Source organism: bacterium, from assembly GCA_035281585.1.
Classification (GTDB): Bacteria; UBA10199; UBA10199; order DSSB01; family DSSB01; genus DATEDP01.
Genome location: DATEDP010000070.1, coordinates 1 through 19,945 on the forward strand (window position 1 = coordinate 1; position 19,945 = coordinate 19,945).

At 61.9% G+C, this 19,945-nt stretch carries 18 protein-coding genes; 13 read left to right on the top strand and 5 right to left on the bottom strand.

Translation table 11 applies throughout. The features are described 5' to 3' along the window. Together VJR29_05405 and aspS are read right to left on the bottom strand one after the other, a co-directional pair. Nucleotides 1–1,381: glycerol-3-phosphate dehydrogenase/oxidase (locus tag VJR29_05405; GenBank protein ID HKY62839.1), on the bottom strand; the 1,381-nt coding region annotated here is incomplete at its 3' end. Nucleotides 1,382–1,420: 39 nt separating this feature from the next. Then, nucleotides 1,421–3,205, bottom strand: coding sequence for an aspartate--tRNA ligase (aspS, locus tag VJR29_05410; protein ID HKY62840.1), 1,785 nt, complete (start codon nucleotides 3,203–3,205; stop codon nucleotides 1,421–1,423). Nucleotides 3,206–3,371: 166 nt separating this feature from the next. Here aspS and ilvC point away from each other — a divergent pair, with 166 nt between their 5' ends. Then, on the top strand, nucleotides 3,372–4,388 hold the full coding sequence (ilvC, locus tag VJR29_05415) for a ketol-acid reductoisomerase (GenBank protein HKY62841.1): 1,017 nt from the start codon (nucleotides 3,372–3,374) through the stop codon (nucleotides 4,386–4,388). Here ilvC and VJR29_05420 read toward each other — a convergent pair. After that, on the bottom strand, nucleotides 4,385–4,771 hold the full coding sequence (locus tag VJR29_05420; GenBank protein ID HKY62842.1) for a hypothetical protein: 387 nt from the start codon (nucleotides 4,769–4,771) through the stop codon (nucleotides 4,385–4,387). The genes ilvC and VJR29_05420 overlap by 4 nt on opposite strands. A 174-nt stretch (nucleotides 4,772–4,945) precedes the next feature. On the opposite strand from VJR29_05420, the gene amrB reads away from it, so the two are divergent. Beyond that, nucleotides 4,946–5,749 carry an AmmeMemoRadiSam system protein B gene (gene amrB, locus VJR29_05425; protein ID HKY62843.1) on the top strand — a complete coding sequence of 268 codons (804 nt, stop codon included), beginning with the start codon at nucleotides 4,946–4,948 and terminating at the stop codon, nucleotides 5,747–5,749. A 47-nt stretch (nucleotides 5,750–5,796) separates the two neighbouring features. Continuing rightward, the gene (gene gltX, locus VJR29_05430; protein HKY62844.1) at nucleotides 5,797–7,188 is read left to right on the top strand and encodes a glutamate--tRNA ligase; all 1,392 of its coding nucleotides are present in this window, start codon (nucleotides 5,797–5,799) and stop codon (nucleotides 7,186–7,188) included. A gap of 71 nt (nucleotides 7,189–7,259) precedes the next feature. Here gltX and VJR29_05435 read toward each other — a convergent pair whose 3' ends face one another. Then, complete coding sequence (locus VJR29_05435; GenBank protein HKY62845.1) at nucleotides 7,260–7,739, bottom strand: hypothetical protein; 480 nt, start codon at nucleotides 7,737–7,739, stop codon at nucleotides 7,260–7,262. Nucleotides 7,740–7,892: 153 nt separating this feature from the next. Here VJR29_05435 and VJR29_05440 point away from each other — a divergent pair, with 153 nt between their 5' ends. From VJR29_05440 to VJR29_05485, 10 genes are all read left to right on the top strand, one after another. Next, nucleotides 7,893–8,933 (top strand): 3-deoxy-7-phosphoheptulonate synthase, encoded by a 1,041-nt coding sequence (locus VJR29_05440; GenBank protein HKY62846.1) that lies wholly within the window; start codon nucleotides 7,893–7,895, stop codon nucleotides 8,931–8,933. Continuing rightward, nucleotides 8,920–9,663, top strand: coding sequence for a TlyA family RNA methyltransferase (locus tag VJR29_05445; GenBank protein HKY62847.1), 744 nt, complete (start codon nucleotides 8,920–8,922; stop codon nucleotides 9,661–9,663). The genes VJR29_05440 and VJR29_05445 overlap by 14 nt, the downstream gene beginning before the upstream one ends. Nucleotides 9,664–9,746: 83 nt before the next feature. Next, entirely contained in the window at nucleotides 9,747–11,435 is a 1,689-nt protein-coding gene (locus VJR29_05450) for a tetratricopeptide repeat protein (GenBank protein ID HKY62848.1), read from the top strand. Between the two features lie 36 nt (nucleotides 11,436–11,471). After that, nucleotides 11,472–12,245, top strand: coding sequence for a DUF4292 domain-containing protein (locus VJR29_05455; protein HKY62849.1), 774 nt, complete (start codon nucleotides 11,472–11,474; stop codon nucleotides 12,243–12,245). Between the two features lie 35 nt (nucleotides 12,246–12,280). After that, the gene (locus VJR29_05460) at nucleotides 12,281–13,873 is read left to right on the top strand and encodes a peptide-binding protein (protein HKY62850.1); all 1,593 of its coding nucleotides are present in this window, start codon (nucleotides 12,281–12,283) and stop codon (nucleotides 13,871–13,873) included. Then, nucleotides 13,870–14,988: an ABC transporter permease gene (locus tag VJR29_05465; protein ID HKY62851.1), complete on the top strand. Its 1,119-nt coding sequence runs from the start codon at nucleotides 13,870–13,872 to the stop codon at nucleotides 14,986–14,988. Before VJR29_05460 ends, VJR29_05465 begins: the two co-directional genes overlap by 4 nt. Next, nucleotides 14,985–16,049 carry an ABC transporter permease gene (locus tag VJR29_05470; GenBank protein ID HKY62852.1) on the top strand — a complete coding sequence of 355 codons (1,065 nt, stop codon included), beginning with the start codon at nucleotides 14,985–14,987 and terminating at the stop codon, nucleotides 16,047–16,049. The genes VJR29_05465 and VJR29_05470 overlap by 4 nt, the downstream gene beginning before the upstream one ends. A gap of 90 nt (nucleotides 16,050–16,139) precedes the next feature. Then, the gene (locus VJR29_05475) at nucleotides 16,140–17,264 is read left to right on the top strand and encodes an ABC transporter ATP-binding protein (GenBank protein ID HKY62853.1); all 1,125 of its coding nucleotides are present in this window, start codon (nucleotides 16,140–16,142) and stop codon (nucleotides 17,262–17,264) included. A 2-nt stretch (nucleotides 17,265–17,266) separates the two neighbouring features. Continuing rightward, the gene (locus tag VJR29_05480; protein ID HKY62854.1) at nucleotides 17,267–18,286 is read left to right on the top strand and encodes an oligopeptide/dipeptide ABC transporter ATP-binding protein; all 1,020 of its coding nucleotides are present in this window, start codon (nucleotides 17,267–17,269) and stop codon (nucleotides 18,284–18,286) included. Between the two features lie 31 nt (nucleotides 18,287–18,317). After that, a complete protein-coding gene (locus VJR29_05485; GenBank protein HKY62855.1) occupies nucleotides 18,318–18,890 on the top strand; it encodes a hypothetical protein in 573 nt (190 codons plus the stop codon). Between the two features lie 19 nt (nucleotides 18,891–18,909). On the opposite strand, the gene VJR29_05490 is transcribed toward VJR29_05485, so the two are convergent. Beyond that, nucleotides 18,910–19,749, bottom strand: coding sequence for a hypothetical protein (locus tag VJR29_05490; GenBank protein ID HKY62856.1), 840 nt, complete (start codon nucleotides 19,747–19,749; stop codon nucleotides 18,910–18,912). Between the last annotated feature and the right edge of the window lie 196 nt (nucleotides 19,750–19,945).

The following is a 19,945-nucleotide window of genomic DNA, read 5'->3' on the forward strand; positions in this document are numbered from 1 at the left end:
CGTGGCGGACCGCGTAGCGCAGCTCGCATTCCAGCACCGGCTCGCATTGGCAGATCAAGTTGCCCATCGCCGGCCGCTCCCGGGCCTGCTCCAGGATGCGAAGGGCTCGGGCGCCATGGCGATAGACCAGGCGATTGACCGCGAAGAGCGGCACTCCGAATTCCTTGGCCAAGGCCTCGGGATCGACGCTTCGCTCGCCGCCGGGCAAGGGCACTTGATGGGTGCGGCAGGGCGAGATTCGCCCCAGCTTGTGGCAGACCGCATCCACGGCTTCTTGGGCCATCAGGCGGTAGCTCGCCAGCTTGCCGCCGGCGATCGAAAGGAAACCGGGCAATTTATCGCGGAACTCATGATCGAAAATGGCGTGTTCCCGGCTGAGGTCGTCTTCATAAGCGTCGCGACGGTAGAGGGTGGGCCGCACTCCGGCCCAGGCATTGATGATCCGAGCCTGGCGAATGCGGGGAAAGACCTGTTCGATTCCATCCAAGAGATATTCGACCTCGTCCTCGAGGATCGGAATCTCGTCGGGATCGCCGAAGTAATCGTCATCGGTGGTGCCGACCACGGTGGTGTTTTGGTAAGGCATCATGAAGATGCTGCGGCCGTCGATGGCGGTGGCCATGATGGCGTAGTTGCTGATCCGCCGGTCGATGACCAGGTGAACGCCCTTGGCCGGGCGGAGCTTGATCTCCACGCCGGCCATCTCGGCCAAGCGCGGAACCCAGGGCCCGGCGGCGTTGAACACGAGCTTGGCCCGCAGCTCCCGGCGCTCGCCGCTGATCGCGTCGCGAACCCGCGCGCCGACCACCCTCCCTCCTTCCTTGAGAATTTCGGTCACCTCGGTGTGGTTGAAGGCCTCGCAGCCGTGCTCCGCCGCCGACAGAACGTTGGCCAGGCAAAGCCGAAAGCTGTCGATGCCCCATTCGTCGAAGGTGACGGCGCCGATCAAGCCGTCGACCAGATCCGGCTCCAAGGAGTGCGCTTCTTCGGGGCTAAGCCGGGTGTGGGGCTTGCCGTTCTTCAAGGCGCTGTATTTGTCATAGGCCTCGAAATAGGCTTCGAGGGCTTCGAGGTAAATTTTGCGGGCGAACTCCGATTTCCCGGGCTTGCGCAGGACCGGAAAGAGAAAGGGGATCCGGAAAAGCAGGTGGGGCACGATCTTCTGGATGTAGCCGCTGTCGATCGAGGAGAGCCGGGTCGTCTTGACGTCGCTCAAGAGGTAGCGGGCGCCGCCGTGGATCATCTGGGAAGAGGCGCCGGTGGTGCCGGAGCCGAAATCGTTCTTCTCGATCAGCGCGGTCTTGAAGCCGCGCATCGCCGCGTCGCGGGCGATCCCGCAGCCGTTGACGCCGCCGCCGATGACGATGAGGTCGAAGTCCACCGCGCGATTCTTCCATAAATCGGCGCAAAGGTTGAGGAATTATTTCTTGGCCTCGACCCGGATTCCCAGCTCCAGGAGCTGGGTCGCCGAAACGTGGCTCGGCGCCTCCGAGAGCGGGCAGGTCCCCTTCTGGGTCTTGGGGAAGGCGATGACGTCGCGGATCGAAGGCGCCCCGGTCATGATCATGATCAAGCGATCCAAGCCGAAGGCGATGCCGCCGTGGGGCGGAGCGCCGTATTCCAGGGCTTCGAGCAGGAAGCCGAATTTCTTCTTGGCCTCCTCGAGGTCGATCTTGAGGATGTCGAAGATCTGGGCCTGGCGTTTGGGATCGTGGATCCGGATCGAACCGCCGCCGATCTCATGGCCGTTCAACACCAAGTCGTAGGCCTGGGTCCGGGCCTTGTAGGGATCGGTCGCCAAGCTGTCCCAATCCTCGGCTCGGGGCGAGGTGAAGGGATGGTGGACCGCCGCCGGCCGGGCCTCCTTCTCGTCGTACTCGAACATCGGGAAATCGTAGATCCAGACGAAGGCCAATTGCTTCTCGTCGATCAAGCCCAGCTTGGCGCCGAGGTGCTCGCGGAGGTTGCCCAGCGCGTCGTTGACCACCTTGGGCTTGTCGGCGACGAACATGACCAGGTCGCCGATCTGCATGTCGAGCTGCTTCCGGAGCGCTTCTTTCTCGGCTTCGCTGAAGAACTTCACGATCGGCGATTGCCATTCGGTCTCCAGGACCTTGATCCAGGCCAATCCCTTGGCACCGTAGATGCCGACGAATTTGGTCAGCTCGTCGATCTCGCTCCGCGACAGGTCGGCCTTGCCCTTGGCATTGATCGCCTTGATCATGCCGCCCTTGTTCACGGTGTCGGCGAAAACCTTAAAAGAGGTTCCCTTGAAGATCTCGCCGACGTCCTGCAGTTCCAAGCCGAAGCGCATATCCGGCGCATCGAGGCCGAAGCGGGCCATCGACTCGTCGTAGGAGAGCCGCGGAATCGGCATCGGCACGTCGACGCCCAGCCCTTCCTTCCACATCGCCTTCACCAAGCCTTCCATCGTTTGGATCACGTCCTCTTGGTTGACGTAGCTCATCTCGATGTCGATCTGGGTGAACTCGGGCTGGCGGTCGGCCCGGAGATCCTCGTCCCGGAAACAGCGGGCGATCTGGAAGTAGCGCTCCATCCCCGACATCATCAGCAATTGCTTGAAGAGCTGGGGCGACTGGGGCAGCGCGTAGAACTGGCCGTGGTGAATCCGCGAGGGCACCAAAAAGTCGCGGGCCCCCTCGGGCGTGCTCTTGGTCAGGAAGGGCGTCTCGATCTCGAGGAAGCCGTTGTCCGAAAGGTAATTGCGGGCCGCCATGGCGACCTTGTGCCGGAGTTGAAAATTGCGCTGCATCGGGGCCCGGCGCAAATCCAAGTAACGGTATTGGAGGCGAAGCTCCTCGCTGACCTCGACCTGATCTTCGATTTGGAAGGGCAGCGGCTTCGAAGGATTGAAAACTTCGAATTCCTCGGCCAAGACCTCGATCTCGCCGGTGTGGAGCTTGGGGTTGGCCATGCCTTCGGGCCGGCGAGCGACCTTGCCGCGAACGCCGAGGCAATACTCGGAGCGGAGATGATGGGCCAACTCGTGAACCTTGGAATTGGTCTCCGGATTGAAAACCACCTGGGTCACGCCGTTGCGATCGCGCAAATCGACGAAGAGGACGCCGCCGTGGTCGCGGCGCACCGCCACCCAGCCGAAGAGGACGACCTCCTGCCCGAGGTTGGCAGCGGTCAGAGCGTTGCAGTGATGGGTGCGCTTCAAATCGTGGATAAATCGCGACATGTTGGGGATTTATGCCGCCCTCCGGGGCGGGTCAAGGGGAAAGGATTTGGCCGTTGACCCCTCCCGAAGCCCTGTGTTACCGCCTTTTCCTCATTTCGCCGCAAGGTCCGGCTTGGCCGGATCGTGCAGCAAATTCGCAGAATTTGCGATTGCAATAGGAGTATTTATGGCCACGGTTTACTACGACAAAGACGCCAGCCTAGCCCCGCTGCAGGGCAAAAACATCGTGATCTTCGGTTTCGGCTCTCAGGGCCATGCCCATGCGGTCAATTTGAAGGACAGCGGCCTCAACGTCCGGGTTTCGCTCCGCGCCGGCAGCGCCGGCATCGAGAAGGCCAAGAACTACGGCCTCGAAGTCTTCACCGACAACAGCGAGGCCGCCAAGTGGGCCGACGTGGCCATGATCGTCGTGCCCGACGAGTCCCAGAAAGAGCTCTACGACAAGCACCTCAAGGACAACCTCAAGAAGGGCGCCGCCCTCTTCTTCGCCCACGGCTTCAACATCCATTTCAAGCGGATCGTCCCCCGCCCCGACCTCGACGTGATCCTGATCGCGCCCAAGGGCCCCGGCCACCTGGTCCGCGATCAATATAAAGAAGGCAAGGGCGTCCCCTGCCTCATCGCGGTCGAGCAGAACGCCACCGGCAAGGCCAAAGACATCGGCTTGGCCTACGCCATGGGCATCGGCGGCACCCGAGCCGGCGTCATCGAGACGACTTTCAAGGAAGAGTGCGAAACCGATCTCTTCGGCGAGCAGGTCGTGCTCTGCGGCGGTCTCACCGCCCTGATCCAGAACGGCTTCGAGACCCTGATCAATGCCGGCTACCAGCCGGAGGTCGCCTATTTCGAATGCCTCCACGAGGTGAAGCTGATCGTCGACCTGATCTACGCCGGCGGCATCGCCAACATGCGCTATTCGATCTCCGACACCGCCGAGTACGGCGACCTGACCCGCGGCCCCCGCATCATCGACAGCAAGGCTCGCCACGAGATGGAGAAGATCCTGGGCGAGATCCAATCCGGCGCCTTCGCCAAGGAGTACATCGAGGAGAAGGAAAAGGGCGCGCCCAACATGAACGTCCTCCGCAAGAAGGGCGAGAACCACCCGATCGAGCAGGTCGGCGCCAAGCTTCGGGGCATGATGCCCTGGCTCGGCGGCGGCATCGACCGCAGCAAGCGCTAATCTTCATCGGAATAAAATCCAGCGATCGACTTCACCAAGGATGCGATCGGCACGCTCCAAACTCCGCCTTGGTTTTCACGCCAGGCTTCGTAACCCTTGTTGTAGGCCACCGGGGCGAAGGCGGCTTTGTCTTCGGCGATCAAGGCTTGCTCGAAGCTCACCAGCGAAACCGGAAAATGCATGATCTCGGTCACGACCCCATCGGGATGGCGCGGGGCCGGAAGTCGGAGCCCTTCGACCGAAATATGGATGATCCAGCCGCAGGCCCCGTCCTTTTCGGCGCCCAAGACCACCAAACGGGAATCCTCCTGCCCCGGCGGAGCCTTGTATTTCCAGCGTTCGCCGGAGCGGTAAACCGGATGGGACGGAATCTGGGAAGACATGGGAAATCCTTTCGTCGGAATTTCCCTTCCTGAAAAGCAAAGTCCTTGCCAATCCCAATAGCCTTGTCCCTGTAATCCTGAGGCCACGAAGGGGCCGAAGGATCCTTACCACCCAAGGCAGTCGCAGATCCTTCGCTAGCGCTCAGGATGACAGTTGAATAGAATATCCACACCATGATGCGCGAACCCGCCGTTGCTGGGACCTTCTACCCGGCCAATCCCTCGCGATTGCGCCAAGAGGTCGAGCATTACCTCCAGCCTGCGGCCGCCAAGACGGAGGCTATCGGCGTCGTTTCACCCCACGCCGGCTACATGTACTCGGGCCAGGTCGCCGGCGCGGTCCTCTCGCGGATCGAGATCCCGGACAAGCTGATCGTCCTCTGCCCCAATCACACCGGCCATGGAGCTTACGCCGCCATCAACCAATACGGCTCCTGGCTGACACCGCTCGGTGAGGCGCCGATCGACGCCCATCTCGCCCGCCGGCTGGTCGAGCTAGTTCCCTGGCTGGAAGAGGACTCAGCCGCCCACCGCCGGGAGCACGCGCTGGAGGTGCAGCTTCCCTTTCTCCAAGTCGCCCATCCCGGCTTCAGCTTCGTGCCGCTCTGTCTTTCCCATTTCCGCCTCGGCGAATGCTTGAGCTTGGGCGAGGGGCTGGCCCAGGCGATCGGCGAGAGCGAGGAGAAGATCTTGATCGTGGCCTCCAGCGACATGAACCACTATGAGTCCCAGGAGCGGACCCTGCTCAAGGACCAACAGGCCATCGACGCCGTCCTTTCGCTCGACCCGGAGCGGCTCTACCGGACCGTCCACGAGGAGCGTATTTCGATGTGCGGGATCATCCCCGCCACTTGCATGCTGGCCGCGGCCAAGAAGCTGGGGGCCACCCGGGCCGAATTGGTCAAACACGCCACCAGCGGCGACGTGACCGGCGATTACTCCGGCGTCGTCGGCTATGCCGGCATCGTCGTGAGCTAGCCAATTTCACCTTGCCGGGGCCGGGAGCCCTAAGTTAGTCCCATCCGATGAACCGTTACCGCTTCGCCCCCTCGCCCACCGGCCACCTCCACATCGGCGGCGCCCGGACCGCGCTTTACAATTACTTGATGGCCAAGAAGACCGGCGGGAAATTCATTCTCCGGATCGAGGACACCGACGTCGAACGGAGCACCGAGGAGTACATCCAATCGATCTTGCAGGCGATGGATTGGCTGGGCCTGAGTTACGACGAGGGGCCCTATTTCCAGATGCAGCGCAGCGACATCCACCAAGCTCACCTCAAGCGGCTGCTCGACGAGGGCAAGGCCTACCGCTGCTTCTGCCCGCCGGAGCTGATCGAGGAGAAGCGCCAGGCCGCGATGAAGGAAGGCCGCAAGCCCAAGTACGACGGAACTTGCCGGCCGATTCCGCCCGAGGTCGCGGCCCAGGATGGCCGGCCCCACTGCATCCGCTTCCGCTCCGAGGACGAGGGCAAGACCGTGGTCGAGGATCTGATCAAGGGCCGGGTCGAATTCGAGAACTCCGAGCTCGACGACCTGATCATCGCCCGGACCGACGGCACCCCGACTTATAACTTCGTCGTGGTCGTCGACGACGTGACGATGGAGATCACCCATGTCTTCCGGGGCGACGACCACCTCAACAACACGCCGCGCCAGATCCAGCTCTACCGGGCCTTCAACTATCCGACGCCGGCCTTCGCCCATGTCCCGATGATCCTGGGCGCCGACAAGACCCGCCTCAGCAAGCGCCATGGCGCCACCAGCGTCCTGGCCTACCAGGAACAGGGCTATTTGCCCGAAGCGATGCTCAACTACCTGGTCCGGCTGGGCTGGGCCCACGGCGACGAAGAGGTCTTTTCCTTGGAGCGGCTGGTCGAGATCTTCGACATCGCCGCGGTCGGCAAATCGGCGGCGGTCTTCAACCCCGAAAAGCTAATTTGGCTCAACGGCCTGTGGATCCGGGCCTATGCGCCGGAGAAGCTCCTGGCGGCGACCCGGCCCTTTTTGGAAAAGCGCGGCTTGAAGATCGAGGATGAAAAGTATGCCGCCAAAGCCCTGGCCTCTTGCCAGGAGAAGGTGAAGACCTTGGTCGAGCTGGCCGAGATGGCCGATTTTTATTTCCGGGAGAAGATCGAGATCGTGGAAGAGGCTCGCAAGAAAGGGCTCGACGAGGCCGGCAAACAGATCCTCGATCAGCTGAAGTCGGTCTTGACGGCGCTGGAGGATTACAGCCACGACTCGGTGGCGGCGGCCCTCAATCAATTCGCCGAGAAGAATTCGCTCAAGCTCGGCAAGGTCGCTCAACCGCTGCGCTCGGCTCTCACCGGATCGACGATCAGCCCGGGAATCTTCGACGTGGTGGCGGTGTTGGGGAGGGAGAGGGCTTTGGCTAGGATTGAAAATGCCCTCTCGTAGGGGCGACCCTTGCGGTCGCCCAGTCTACCCAACAACGTACGTAGCGCGGGCGGGCGCGAGGCCCGCCCCTACTAAATCGGCAGCTCGTTGACCGGCTGCTTGCCGAAGAGCTGGAGGATCTCGCTGGCCAGCTCGGAGTAGATCCGGCGGTATTTCTCGTCGGCCTCGGCCACTTGGGCGGCGGTGGCGGCGGGATCGATCGCCTGGCAGAGCTCGGCGAAGCGGCTGAGCAGCGGGAGCAACTCGATCACCTTCAATTCATGCAGCTCCTTTTGCAAGGTGTAAGCCGGCAGATCCCGCTTGAATTCGCGGACGACGCCGGTTTCCTTCAAATACTCGAGGATGCCTTCGGAGACCTTGACGTCGACGCCGAGATAAGCGGCCAGCTCGAGGGCGGTCACCGGCGTCGTCACCAGGTTGTGCTGGAAGTGGAGGTAGAAGAGAGTCAGGAAAGGCAAATGGGCCAGGCGCTTCAAGCCGACATCGGCCAGAACCTTTTTGGCCAGCTCTTCTTGGAAATTCGGTAGGGGGGTCACTTCCGGGTTGTCCATAAACACCTCGATCAACACAGTTAAGCCGGAGCCCAGCTAAGTCAAGATGGCGGCGGCTTCTATTGGCAATATCGGCTGACGGTCCCGGCCAAGGTGCGTCAAGGGACGAAAATCCCTTGTCGGCAGGCTTTTTCGGACGTTAGGATCGAAAATATGAGCGAAATCAATCTAGTCAACGTCAATGTGGCCGGCTACAGCCTGCTGCCGACGCCCAAGCAAGTTCAAGCCCAGCTCCCGGTTTCGGAAAAATCGCGCCAAGTGGTGGCTCAAGGCCGGGAAATCATCCGAAATATCCTCGACGGCAAGGACTCCCGCCTGTTCGTCGTGATCGGCCCCTGCTCGATCCACGACACCCAGGCCGCCCTGGAATACGCCGAAAAGCTGAAAAAGCTGTCCGAGGAGGTCCAGGATAAATTCCTCCTGGTCATGCGGGTTTACTTCGAAAAACCCCGCACCACCGTCGGCTGGAAAGGCCTGATCAACGACCCCTTCATGGACGACTCCTTTCACATCGAGGAGGGGATCAAGATCGCCCGCAAGCTCCTGGTCCAGCTCACCGAGATGGGCCTGCCCACGGCCACCGAGGCCCTGGACCCCATCGTGCCCCAGTACCTCTCGGAGCTGATCTCTTGGTCAGCCATCGGCGCCCGAACCACCGAGTCTCAAACTCACCGCGAGATGGCCAGCGGCCTCTCCATGCCGGTGGGCTTCAAGAACGGCACCGACGGCAATATCCAAGTCGCGATCAACGCCATGAAATCGGCGCTGGCGCCCCACTCTTTCCTGGGCATCGACCCGGAGGGCCGGATCTCGGTCTTTCAGACCAAGGGCAACGGCTACAGCCACATCGTGTTGCGGGGCGGCGACAGCCAGCCCAATTTCGATGCCGCCAGCATCGCCCGTTGCAAGCAGGAGTTGGAAAAGGCCGGGCTTCGAGCCTCGATCATGGTCGATTGCAGCCATGGCAACTCCAACAAGGATCACCGCCGCCAGCCCGGCGTCTTCGCCGAGGTCCTGTCCCAGGTGAAGGCCGGCAACCGTTCCATCGTCGGGATGATGGTCGAGAGCAATTTGTCCGAGGGCAACCAGAGCATTCCCAAGGATTTAAGCCAGCTCAAGTACGGAGTCTCGGTGACCGACAAGTGCATCGATTGGGCGACCACCGAAAAGATGATCCGGGATGGATACGCCTAAAATTCGCATCGACCAATTACTCGTAGAGCTCGGCCTCGCGCCCAGCCGGGAGCGGGCCCAGGCCTTGGTGATGGCCGGCCAGGTCTACGTCGGTGACCGCCGCATCGACAAATCCTCCCAAAGCTTCGGCGCCGAGGAGCCGATCCGGGTCAAGGGCCCCGACCATCCCTATGTGGGCCGCGGCGGGGTCAAGCTGGCCCGGGCCCTGGAAGACTTCGACATCGATCCGGCCGGCCGGGTCTGCCTCGACGTCGGGGCCTCGACCGGCGGCTTCACCGACTGCCTCCTGCAGCGGGGAGCTCGGCGGGTCTATGCCTTCGACAGCGGAACCCACCAGCTCCACGACCGGCTGCGGGCCGATCCGCGGGTGATTTCACGGGAAAACTTCAATGTCCGGCACTTAAGCCCGGCCGACCTGCCGGAACCGATTGAGCTCGCGGTCTTCGACGTTTCCTTCATTTCGCTTAAACTCGTCCTTCCCCCAGTCTTAAAGGCCTGCCCCGGTCCCCTGACCGTAGTCCTCTTGGTGAAGCCCCAATTCGAAGCCGGCCGCGATCAGGTCGGCAAGGGGGGCATCGTCCGGGACGAGGCCCTGCGGCTTGCCATCGTCCGGGATATGGCCGACTTCGCCGCGGCTTCCGGCCTGGAGGTCCTGGGCTCCGAAGCGGCCGCCATTGCCGGCGACAAGGGAAACCAGGAGTACTTTCTAGCCGCCCGGCGGCAAAAATAAGGCAAAAAAAGCCCCTTTCGCCGCGTTCCCCACTTGTCGTAGGAAGGAGCTTCGGCTTCAATTAGATTAAGACGTTTATGGTTTTGAAATTCCGCCGACCGTTGAGCATTTTCGCCCTGGGCTTGGGGCTGCTTTCCGCAGCGGCCTGCGCGACAGGGTCCAAGCCGCAGGCCCACGCCAGCTCAGGCTTGGCCGTCGGCACCACGCCCAAACATCCCCTCTTCAGCTCCGGCGACATCGAACCCGAGGGCAACAGCGCCCTCCACTACATCGACGCCCGGCTTCACGAGCTGCGGGACCAAGAAGCTTTTTCCATCGACTCTCTCCGCAAAGCGATGAACCAGGATCCGGACTCCAGCTACCTCCATGGCGAGCTGGCCCGCAACTTGGCCCAAGGCAACCAATTCGAGCAGGCCAGCCTGGAGATCGACAAGGCGCTGGCGCTCGACCCCAACAACGCCAGCCTCCACTTGCTGCGCGGCAAGCTCTATTCGGTGAAACAGGAAAGCGATAAGGCGGTCGCCGAATACGAAACCTGCATCCGCCTTCAAGTCTCGGAGAGCGAGTGCTACACCATGCTGTCCCGGGAATACGCCCTGCGCAAGAATCCCGAAAAAGCCATCGCGACGGTCCAACGCCTGCTCAAGGTCGATCCCGACGCCGCCGACGCCTATTATTACCTGGGCACCCTTTACGCCTCCCAAGCCAACCGCTCGGCCCAGGCCATTCAGGCATTCCGCGAGGTCCTGGAGCGGGATCCCGACGACATCAAGGCCCTGGCCTCGCTGGCCCAGCTCTATCTCGACGAAAAGAAATATCCCGAGGCCTTGAAGATCCTGCTGAGGATCGAGCACCTGGCGCCGCACGACATTCCCATCAAGCTTCGCATCGGCCTCATCTATTACGAGATGAAGGAGTTCGACCAGGCCATCGACCGCTTCAACAAGGCGCTCCAGCTCAATCCCCAAAATGACCGGGTTTCCTATTATCTCGGGCTGCTCGAGGCCCAGCGCAAGAATTACGACCGGGCGCTGGAACATTTCCGCAGCGTCCCGCCCAGCTCCGAGCTCTACAAGGAGTCGCTGGTTCGACTGTCCTTCGTCTATCAGGAGCTGGATCGCAATGCCGAGGCCATTCATTACCTCGAAGGCTCGCTGAAGAAGCGGAAGGACATGCCCGAGCTCTATGAGATGATCGGCACCCTTTATGGGAAGGAAGGAAACTACCCCAAGGCCGTGGCCACGGTCGATCAAGGGCTCAAGCGTTTCCCCGACCAGGAGCGGCTGCTCTTCAGCAAGGGCGTCCTGCTCGACAAGCAGGGCCATTTCGAAAAGAGCATCGAATCGATGCGCCGGGTCCTCCAGCTCAACCCCCAAAACGCCTCGGCCCTCAACTACATCGGATATTCCTACGCCGACCGCGGCATCCAGCTGCAAGAGGCCCTCGAGCTCTTGACCAAGGCCAACCAGCTCAAGCCCGAGGACGGCTACATCATGGACTCGCTGGCCTGGGCCCACTACAAGCTGGGAAATTTCGAAAAAGCCCTCCAGCTCCTGCAAAAGGCCGACAAGCTTTCACCCGAGGAGCCGACCATCCTCGAGCACATGGGCGACGTCTACCTGGCCCTGGGCGACAAGACCAAGGCCCGGGTCTGCTTCGAATCGGCGGTCAGCGCCGCTCTCGGCGAGCCGAATCCCGAGGCTCGGGAGCAAGCCGACCTCAAGCGGATCCGGTCGAAATTGAGCTCGCTTGCCGGAGGCGGACCGATTTAATCTAAAATATCATCCTGAGGAATGACAAAGGCGACCATGCTTCGTTCGTTAATGACCATCTTATTCGTCGCGGCCTTCCTCGCCGGCTGCGCCAAGGCGCCGCCCCGGACCGCCGCCGACCGCCAAGCGGTCGATACCGCGCACGCCGAGCGGGTGGGCCTCGCGGTCCGCAAGCTTGCCGCCAAGCAAGCCGGCCTCGAATACCTCTCGGCCTATGCCCAGGCCCGGATCCAGCGCGGCAAGCAAGGCCGCCACTTCGACGCCGTCCTCGAAGTCGCCGCCCCCAACCGGCTTTCGCTCCGGATCCTGGATGATCTAGGCCAAGAGGTTGCCCAGGTCGTCGCCGACGGCGAAAGCGTCTACTATTACGAAAATCGGAGCGGACGATCCCAGCGCTTCGTCCAGGACGACCAGGCGCTGCGCAAGGCCCTGCACCTTCCGCTAAGCGTCGACGACCTGGTCGACCGCCTCCTGCTGAGGCTGCCGGATTCTCCCATCCTCCAAGTCGAGCGCGAAAACTCGGCGGCCCAGCCGCCGCCCCATTGGGTGATTCGTCCCGACGACAGCCTGCGGGTCGACGCCGAAAGACCGCAGCTCCGTCTCTACGAGGCCAAGCCCTCGGGAAAAGCCTGGAGCTACCGCGTCGACTATTCGGATTACTCGAAGGTCGAGGGCCGCGAATTTCCCCACCGCATCGCTTGGAGCTTTCGCAAGCCCTCGATCAGCCTGACCTTGCAGCTCCAGCAGGTCGCCTTCCGGCCGCCGGCCTCGCGCGACGTCGACTCGAGTTTCGATACCAAAAACCGTTGACATTTCGAGGCTTTAGCCTCACCCTGGCCATCTTCATGCGGGCTATTTTCCGGATCCAATTCGCTTTGATTTTCGCCGGTTTGGCCGGGCTTGCGGGCTGCCGGGTCGAGGCGCCGAAAGACCCCTACACCCTGATCTACCATCTCGGCGCCGAGCCCGACACGCTCAACCGGATCACCGCCACCGATGCCTACGAAGGCCGGATCAACTCCTTCGTCTTCGACAGCTTGATCGAGCGCGACAACAGCACCCTCGAATTCATTCCCCGGCTGGCCAAATCCTGGGAAGTCAGCGACGACAAGCTGACCTACACTTTCAAGCTCCACCAGAACGTGAAGTGGCATGACGGCAAGCCCTTCACCGCCGAGGATGTCGTCTACACCTTCGAAACGATCATGAACGAGAAAGTCGACGCGCCCCACCTCCGGGTCTACTACAAGGACATCAAGAAGGTCGAAAAGCTCGACGACTACACGGTGCGCTTCACTTACGCCCAGCCTTACTTCAAGGCGATGGAGTTCGTCGGCGGCATCCCGGTGATCCCCAAGCACATCTTCGACGACGGCAAGGACTTCAACACCAACCCGGCCGGCCGGGCGCCGGTCGGCAACGGGCCTTATAAGTTCAAGCGCTGGGACACCGGAGCTCGGATCGTCCTCGAGCGCAACGAGGAATACTGGGACCGGTCGCGCTTTCCCGACATCAAGCGCCTCATCTTCAAGATCATTCCCGACGACGTCGTCGCCTTCCAGCGCTTGAAGAAAGGCGAGATCGACATGGACAGCTTGAACGCCAAGCAGTGGTCCAAACAGACCGACACGCCGGCCTTCAAGCAGCTCTTCGAAAAGCATCAGTATTACACGCCGTCCTATTTCTACGTCGGCTGGAACCTGCGGCGGCCCTATTTCCAAGACCGATCGGTCCGCAAAGCCTTGGCCATGCTGATCAATCGCGAGTCGATCTTGAAAAACCTGGAGTACGGCCTGGGCCGGCTGACCACCGGGCCTTTCTGGATCTTCGGCTATGAGTATGACCCCAGCCTGCCCCAGATCGGCTTCGACCCGGCCGGGGCCAAAAAACTCCTCGACGAGGCCGGATGGATCGATCACGATGGCGATGGCATTCGGGACAAGGACGGCGTGCCCTTCCGCTTCAATTTCCTGGTTCCCTCGGGGGCGGAGTTTTACACCAACCTGTCCACCATCATGAAAAAGGACTTCGCCGGCGCCGGCATCGAGGTGGAGATCCAAACGATGGAATGGGCGACTTTCGTGCAGCAGCTGAACACCCGTAACTTCGATGCGGTGTCGCTGGCCTGGAGCTTCGGCTTCGACCAGGACCCTTACCAAGTTTGGCATTCGAGCCAGGCCGAGAAGGGCTCGAACTTCGTCGGCTTCGAGAACGGCGAGGCCGACCGCCTGCTGGAAGAGGCCCGCCGGACCTTCGACAAGGAGCGGCGGACCGGGCTCTATCATCGCTTCCACCGCCTGATCTACGAGGAGCAGCCCTACGCCTTCCTCTACGCCCGGCCCGCGCTGGTGGCCCGGAGCCGGCGCTTCGAAAACGTCCGGATCTATCCGGTCGGGGTCGACGTCCTGGAATGGAAAGTCGGAAAGGGGCCGCCGTGACCGCTTACGTCATCAAGCGGCTCTTCGCGATGATTCCGACCCTGCTCGGAATTTTGGTGCTGACCTTCGTCATCGTCCGGCTGGCGCCGGGCAACCCGGTGACCCTCAAGCTCCAGGCCGCCCAGGGCCTGAAGGAAACGGCGGTTTCCCAGCAAGTCACCGACGAGCTGCTCAAGCTCTACGGCCTCAAGGTCGACCTGCCGGCTTCTTACGAAAATTTCATCGCCGAGGTGACGACTCGGATCTACGGCTCCGATCCCCAGGACAAGCCCTATCCGACCCGGAAAGCCCTGGAGTGGCTGGGCCAAAACGGGATCCAATTCAAAATCTGGCTCTTCAACGTGGCGCAGCTGAACTTCGGCAACTCCTTCAAGGACCACCGGCCGGTCATCGACAAGATCCGCGAGGCTCTGCCGATCACCCTCTCGCTCAACCTGATCGAGTTCTTCGTCGCCTATTTGATCTCGATCCCGCTCGGGGTTTATTCGGCGATGCACCGCGAAGCCTTCGGCGAGAAGGCCCTGATGGTCCTGCTCTTCGTCCTTTACTCGCTGCCCAGCTTCTGGGTGGCCTACCTGCTGCTGATGTATTTCGCGAGCGGCGATCATTTGAACTGGTTTCCGCTGGGCGGCCTCATGTCGGAGGGGGCCGACGAATATCCTTTCCCGCTCAAGGCCGGGAACATCCTGTGGCACTTGGTCCTGCCGGTGCTGACGATGGTTTACGGCAGCTTCGCCTACCTGACCCGCTTTTCCCGGACCACCATGCTCGAGGTCGTCCGCCAGGACTATGTCCGAACCGCCTGGGCCAAAGGCCTGCCCCGGAAGAAGGTGATCTGGCGCCACGCCTTCCGCAACTCGCTCATCCCCCAGATCACCCTGCTCGGAACCTTGCTCCCGGCCCTGCTCGGCGGCTCGGTCATCATCGAGCAGATCTTCGGCATTCCCGGGATGGGCAAGCTGGCCTTCGAGGCGATCAGCTCCCGCGACTACCCGACGATCATGGCCATCACCTCGATCTCGGCCTTCCTCACCCTGCTGAGCCTCTTGATCAGCGACTTGGCCTACGCCTTCGCCGATCCCCGGATCAGCTTCCAAGGGAGGCAAGAAGCGTGACCGCGATCCAGCAAAAACCGGCTCCGATCGGCGAAACCCCGGAGAGCGAAGCCGAATCCTCGCCGCGCTATTGGGGCCAGGTCTGGACTCAATTCAAGCGCAGCCCGCTCAACCGACTGGGTATGGTGGTCATCGCCTTTCTGGTCGCGGTGGCGATCCTCGCACCGCTGCTCGCCAACAGCGAGCCCTTCTACGTCAAATATCAGGACAAGGTCTATCTCCCGATCCTCCAGAAGCTATGGGTCACTCGCAAGCTCAACCTCTATCCGGAATTGCGCGACGTCGATTTCGCGAAATGGAAGGCCGACGGCGCCGAATTCCGCCATGCCCCGGTGCCCTACTCGCCCGATGACTACAACCTGGAGGAGATCCTGGAGCCGCCCAGCCGCTACCATTGGCTGGGCACCGACCAGCAGGGCCGCGACGTCTTGAGCCGGCTGATCCACGGCAGCCGGATCTCGCTCTCGGTCGGCTTGGTGGCGGTGGCGATCTACACTTTCATCGGAATCTTCCTGGGCTCGCTGGCCGGCTACTTCGGCGGCCGCTGGGACCTCTGGATCTCGCGCATGATCGAGATCATGATCTGCTTCCCGACTTTCTTCCTGATCCTCTCCTTAGTCGCGGTGCTGGGCCAGGATCTGCTCTACATCATGATCGTCCTGGGCCTCACCGGCTGGACCGGCATCGCCCGCTTGACTCGCGGCGAGTTCCTCAAATTGCGCAACCAGGATTTCGTCACCGCCTGCCTGAGCCAAGGCATGCCGACTCGCCGGATCCTCTTTCGCCACCTATTGCCCAACGCGATGGCGCCGGTTTTGGTCAGCGCCACCTTCGGCATCGCGGCCGCGATCTTGATCGAGTCCTCCTTGTCTTTCCTCGGCTTCGGCGTGCGGCCGCCGACTCCGAGCTGGGGCGAGCTGCTCAGCCAAGCCAAGAGCGCGATCGACGTCGCCTGGTGGCTGACCACCTTCCCGGGACTCGCGATTTTTCTCACGATCACCGCTTTCAATCTGGTAGGGGAAGGACTGAGGGACGCGGTCGATCCGAAGTTGAAGACGTAATGATTGTAGGGGCGACCCTCGCGGTCGCCCTATATGCCCAACGGAATCCCCGCAAGCGGGCGGGCGCAAGGCCCGCCCCTACAAGAAAATATGCCGAAGATTCTCGAAGTCAAAAACCTGCGCATCACCTTTCCGGTCAAGGGCCAGCCGGCGCCGGCGGTCGACGGGATCAGCTTTCACCTCGACCAAGGCAAGGTCTTAGGGCTGGTCGGCGAGTCCGGCTGCGGCAAGACCGTCACCGCCCTTTCGCTGTTGAAGCTCATCGAGAAGCCGGGCCAGATCGCCGAGGGCCATGCCTTCTACCACGGCGAGGTCCCGGGCCTCAGCGCCCCGCGGGTGTCGCCCGAAGAGATCGCCAAGAGCGGCGAGGAGCCCAGCGAGGCCACGCCGGTCAACCCGATCCTGCTCGAGCAAAGCCGCCGCGAACCCACCGCCGAGGTCCAAGCCGAAAAGCTGCCCGAGGCCGGCGGCATCGACCTCTACCGCTTGAGCGACGAGGAAATGCGAAAAATCCGCGGCCATAAGATCGCGATGATCTTCCAGGAGCCGATGACTTCGCTCAACCCGGTCTTCACCGTCGGCGACCAAATCGAGGAGGCGGTGCGGCTGCACCAAGGGGTCGGCAAGAAGGAAGCCCAGGAAATCGCCATCGAGATGCTGCGCAAGGTCCGGATTCCCGATCCCGAGAAGCGGATCCACGACTATCCGCACCAGCTCAGCGGCGGCATGCGCCAACGGGTGATGATCGCCATGGCCCTCTCCTGCAAGCCCGACATCCTGATCGCCGACGAGCCGACCACCGCGCTCGACGTCACGATCCAGGCCCAAATTCTCCAATTGATGAAGGAGCTGATCGACGAGATGCACATGTCGGTGATCCTGATCACCCACGACCTGGGCGTGGTGGCCGAAGTCTGCGACGACGTGATCGTCATGTACTCGGGGATGATCGTGGAGCGGGCGCCGGCCAAGCGGCTTTTCCGCAAGCCCAAGCATCCCTACACCATCGGCCTGCTCCAATCGATTCCGCCGCTCTTCAAGGACAGCGGCGAGTCCCTGCACACGATCAAGGGAATGGTTCCGGACCTCTCGCGGATCCCGCCGGGCTGCCGCTTCGCGCCCCGCTGCCCCCGGGCGGTCGAGGCTTGCCGGGGAAGGATTCCGCCCTTTAAATATGTCGGCGAGGGCCAAGAGGTCCGCTGCCTCAATTATTAAATATGCTGCTCGAAGCCAAAAACATCGTCAAAAAATTCCCGGTCCGGGGCGGGCTCTTCGGCCGGACCGTCGGCCATGTTCATGCGGTCAGCGACGTCACGATCGGCCTCAAAGAAGGCGAAACCCTGGGGCTGGTCGGCGAATCGGGCTGCGGCAAAACCACTTTGGCTCGGCTGATCATGCGGCTGCTTCATCCCAGCTCGGGCTCGATCCACTTCGACGGCGAGGATCTGACCCGCCTCAAGGAGCGCCAGCTTCGGCCGCTGCGCCGCAAATTCCAGATGATCTTTCAGGACCCTTATTCTTCGCTCAACCCCCGGATGACGGTCGGCCAGACCCTGACCGAGCCCCTGGTGGTCCATGGCCTGGAAAACGGCGGGAAGCGAAAGGACCGGGTGCTGGAGATGCTCCAAAAAGTCGGGCTGCCGCCCGAGGCCTACGCCAAGTATCCCCACGAGTTCTCCGGCGGCCAACGCCAACGCATCGGCATCGCCCGGGCCCTGATGCTCTACCCCAAGCTCATCGTGGCCGACGAGCCGGTCAGCGCTCTCGACGTCAGCATCCAGGCCCAGATCATCAATCTGATGTCCTCGCTGCAGCGCGAGATGAACCTGACCTACCTTTTCATCGCCCACGACCTCAAAGTCGTGCGCCACTTGAGCCAACGCATCGCCGTCATGTACTTGGGTCACGTGGTCGAGGAGCTGCCCAGCTCCCGCCTTTCGGAATCGCATCACCCCTACACCCACGCCCTGCTCTCGGCGGTCCCGGTGCCCGACCCCCGGGTCAAGCGGGAGAAGATCATTCTGCGCGGCGATCCGCCCTCGCCGATGGCTCCGCCCTCGGGCTGCGTCTTTCGGACCCGCTGCGCCTATGCTCAGGAAGTCTGTGCTGAAAAAGTGCCTCCCTTGGAAGAGCTGGTGCCGGGCCATCGGGTGGCTTGCCACTTCGCCAAGGAAGTGGGCCCCTTCAAGGTCCTTCCCCCCAAAGCCGCTCCCGGCGAAGGCATCCCGCCCCCTTGACAAAGCCGGCAAAATCGCAAATGACCCTGGAATGGAAAAAATCCGCCGTTTCCTTCCCGCCCTGACCTTCCTCGCGCTCACGGCCTGCTTTTCGGCCCGCGAGAGCGGCCCCAAAAATTCGGCCCGGGTCGAGCTCCATCAGCATGGGATCATCATCGAGGCCAAATACGAGCCGGCCCTCGACAACCTGGTGCCGGGCTACAAGATCGTGACCGTCGGCCTGACTAACAACGGCACCGACATTCTCAAGCTCAACCCGCTTCGCGACCGCTGGGAGATCGTCGACGCCACCGGCCAGAAGCGCAAGGCTTACAACAGCCTCCGGATCAAAGACCCGGCGATCTGGAGCCGCTTGCCCGGCCAGATGAAGGAAATGGTCGAGTATCCGGTGGCGGTGGCCATGGGCTATTCCGAGACCCTCGATCTCTTCTTCCCCAGCACCGTCGACATCTCCGACTTCCGCTCGATCAGTTTCTACTCGGCCGAGCGCAAGGAAACCTACGACATCCTCCAGCTCGACAACCGCGAGGTTCCGGCCACCGAAGTCGAGCCGCGCCAAACCGGCGACGGCGCCCCGGCGCCGCGATCTCGCAAGAAGTCCTAGGCCGTCCACGAGCTCCGGCTTAGCGGAGATTCATGATCGAATTGAACAGTGCGTCGATCACGCTGACGCCGCTCCGGGCCTGAATCTCGGACCGCGACAGGAATTCGTCGTCGTTGCGGTCGATGGTCTCGAAGCTGCTGCTGTCACCCCGCCATTCGCTCGAGGATAGAAAGCCGTCATTATTGAGGTCCATCGCTTCGAAGGTGGCCCGGCGGGTATTGTTCCGGTTCCGGTACTCGCCGCGGCTGATGAGCCCGTTGTTGTTCCGATCGATCCGATCGAAGGCCCGGTCGCTGCCGGTCCATTCCGAGCGGCTGATCGAATTGCTTTGGTCCTCGTCCATCCGGCCGAAGGCGTCGGTGGCGACGACGGTCCGGTTGAACTCGTTTCGAGTCAGGTAGCCATCGCTATTGACGTCGAGCCGGTTGAAGGCGGCGGTGGTCCCGTTGTACTCCGATTGCGAGATGACCCGGTCGGCGTTCAGGTCGAGACGGTCGAAGGTCGAGCCGTAGCCGGGGCTGGCCTGCTGGAGATATTCCGAGCGGCTCAGCATGCCATCCTGGTTGAGATCCCGCCCCATGAAGGTCGAATAGCTCAAATTCGATTCGGCTCGGCTCAACTGGCCGTCGCGGTTCAGGTCGAGGCTGGCGAAGTCATCGGAAATGGCGCTGATCTCGGTGCCTGACAACATTCCGTCCTGATTCCGATCGAGGCTATAGAAGGCCTGGCTGGTGCCACGCCATTCCGAGCGGGTGATGATGCCATCGCGGTTGCTATCCACGGCATCGGCGACGGCCGCCGAAGCTTCGCCGATCCCCAGGGTCAGTGCGGCTATTAGCGCAATAATCGAGGTTCGCATAAGTCCTCCTCTTCTTCACATTCCAAAAATTCATCACCTCTATTTTACGCCTTTTCGAGAAGGAGGGCCGCGCCGGAGCCGAAGGGGAAAACCTGATTTAAATCATGTTTAGACCTAGCCATTGCTAGAAAAGAAAAACCCCCCACCGGGTCCTACCAACAGTGGGGGGTTTTTATATTTGGAATTTTATCGTAGG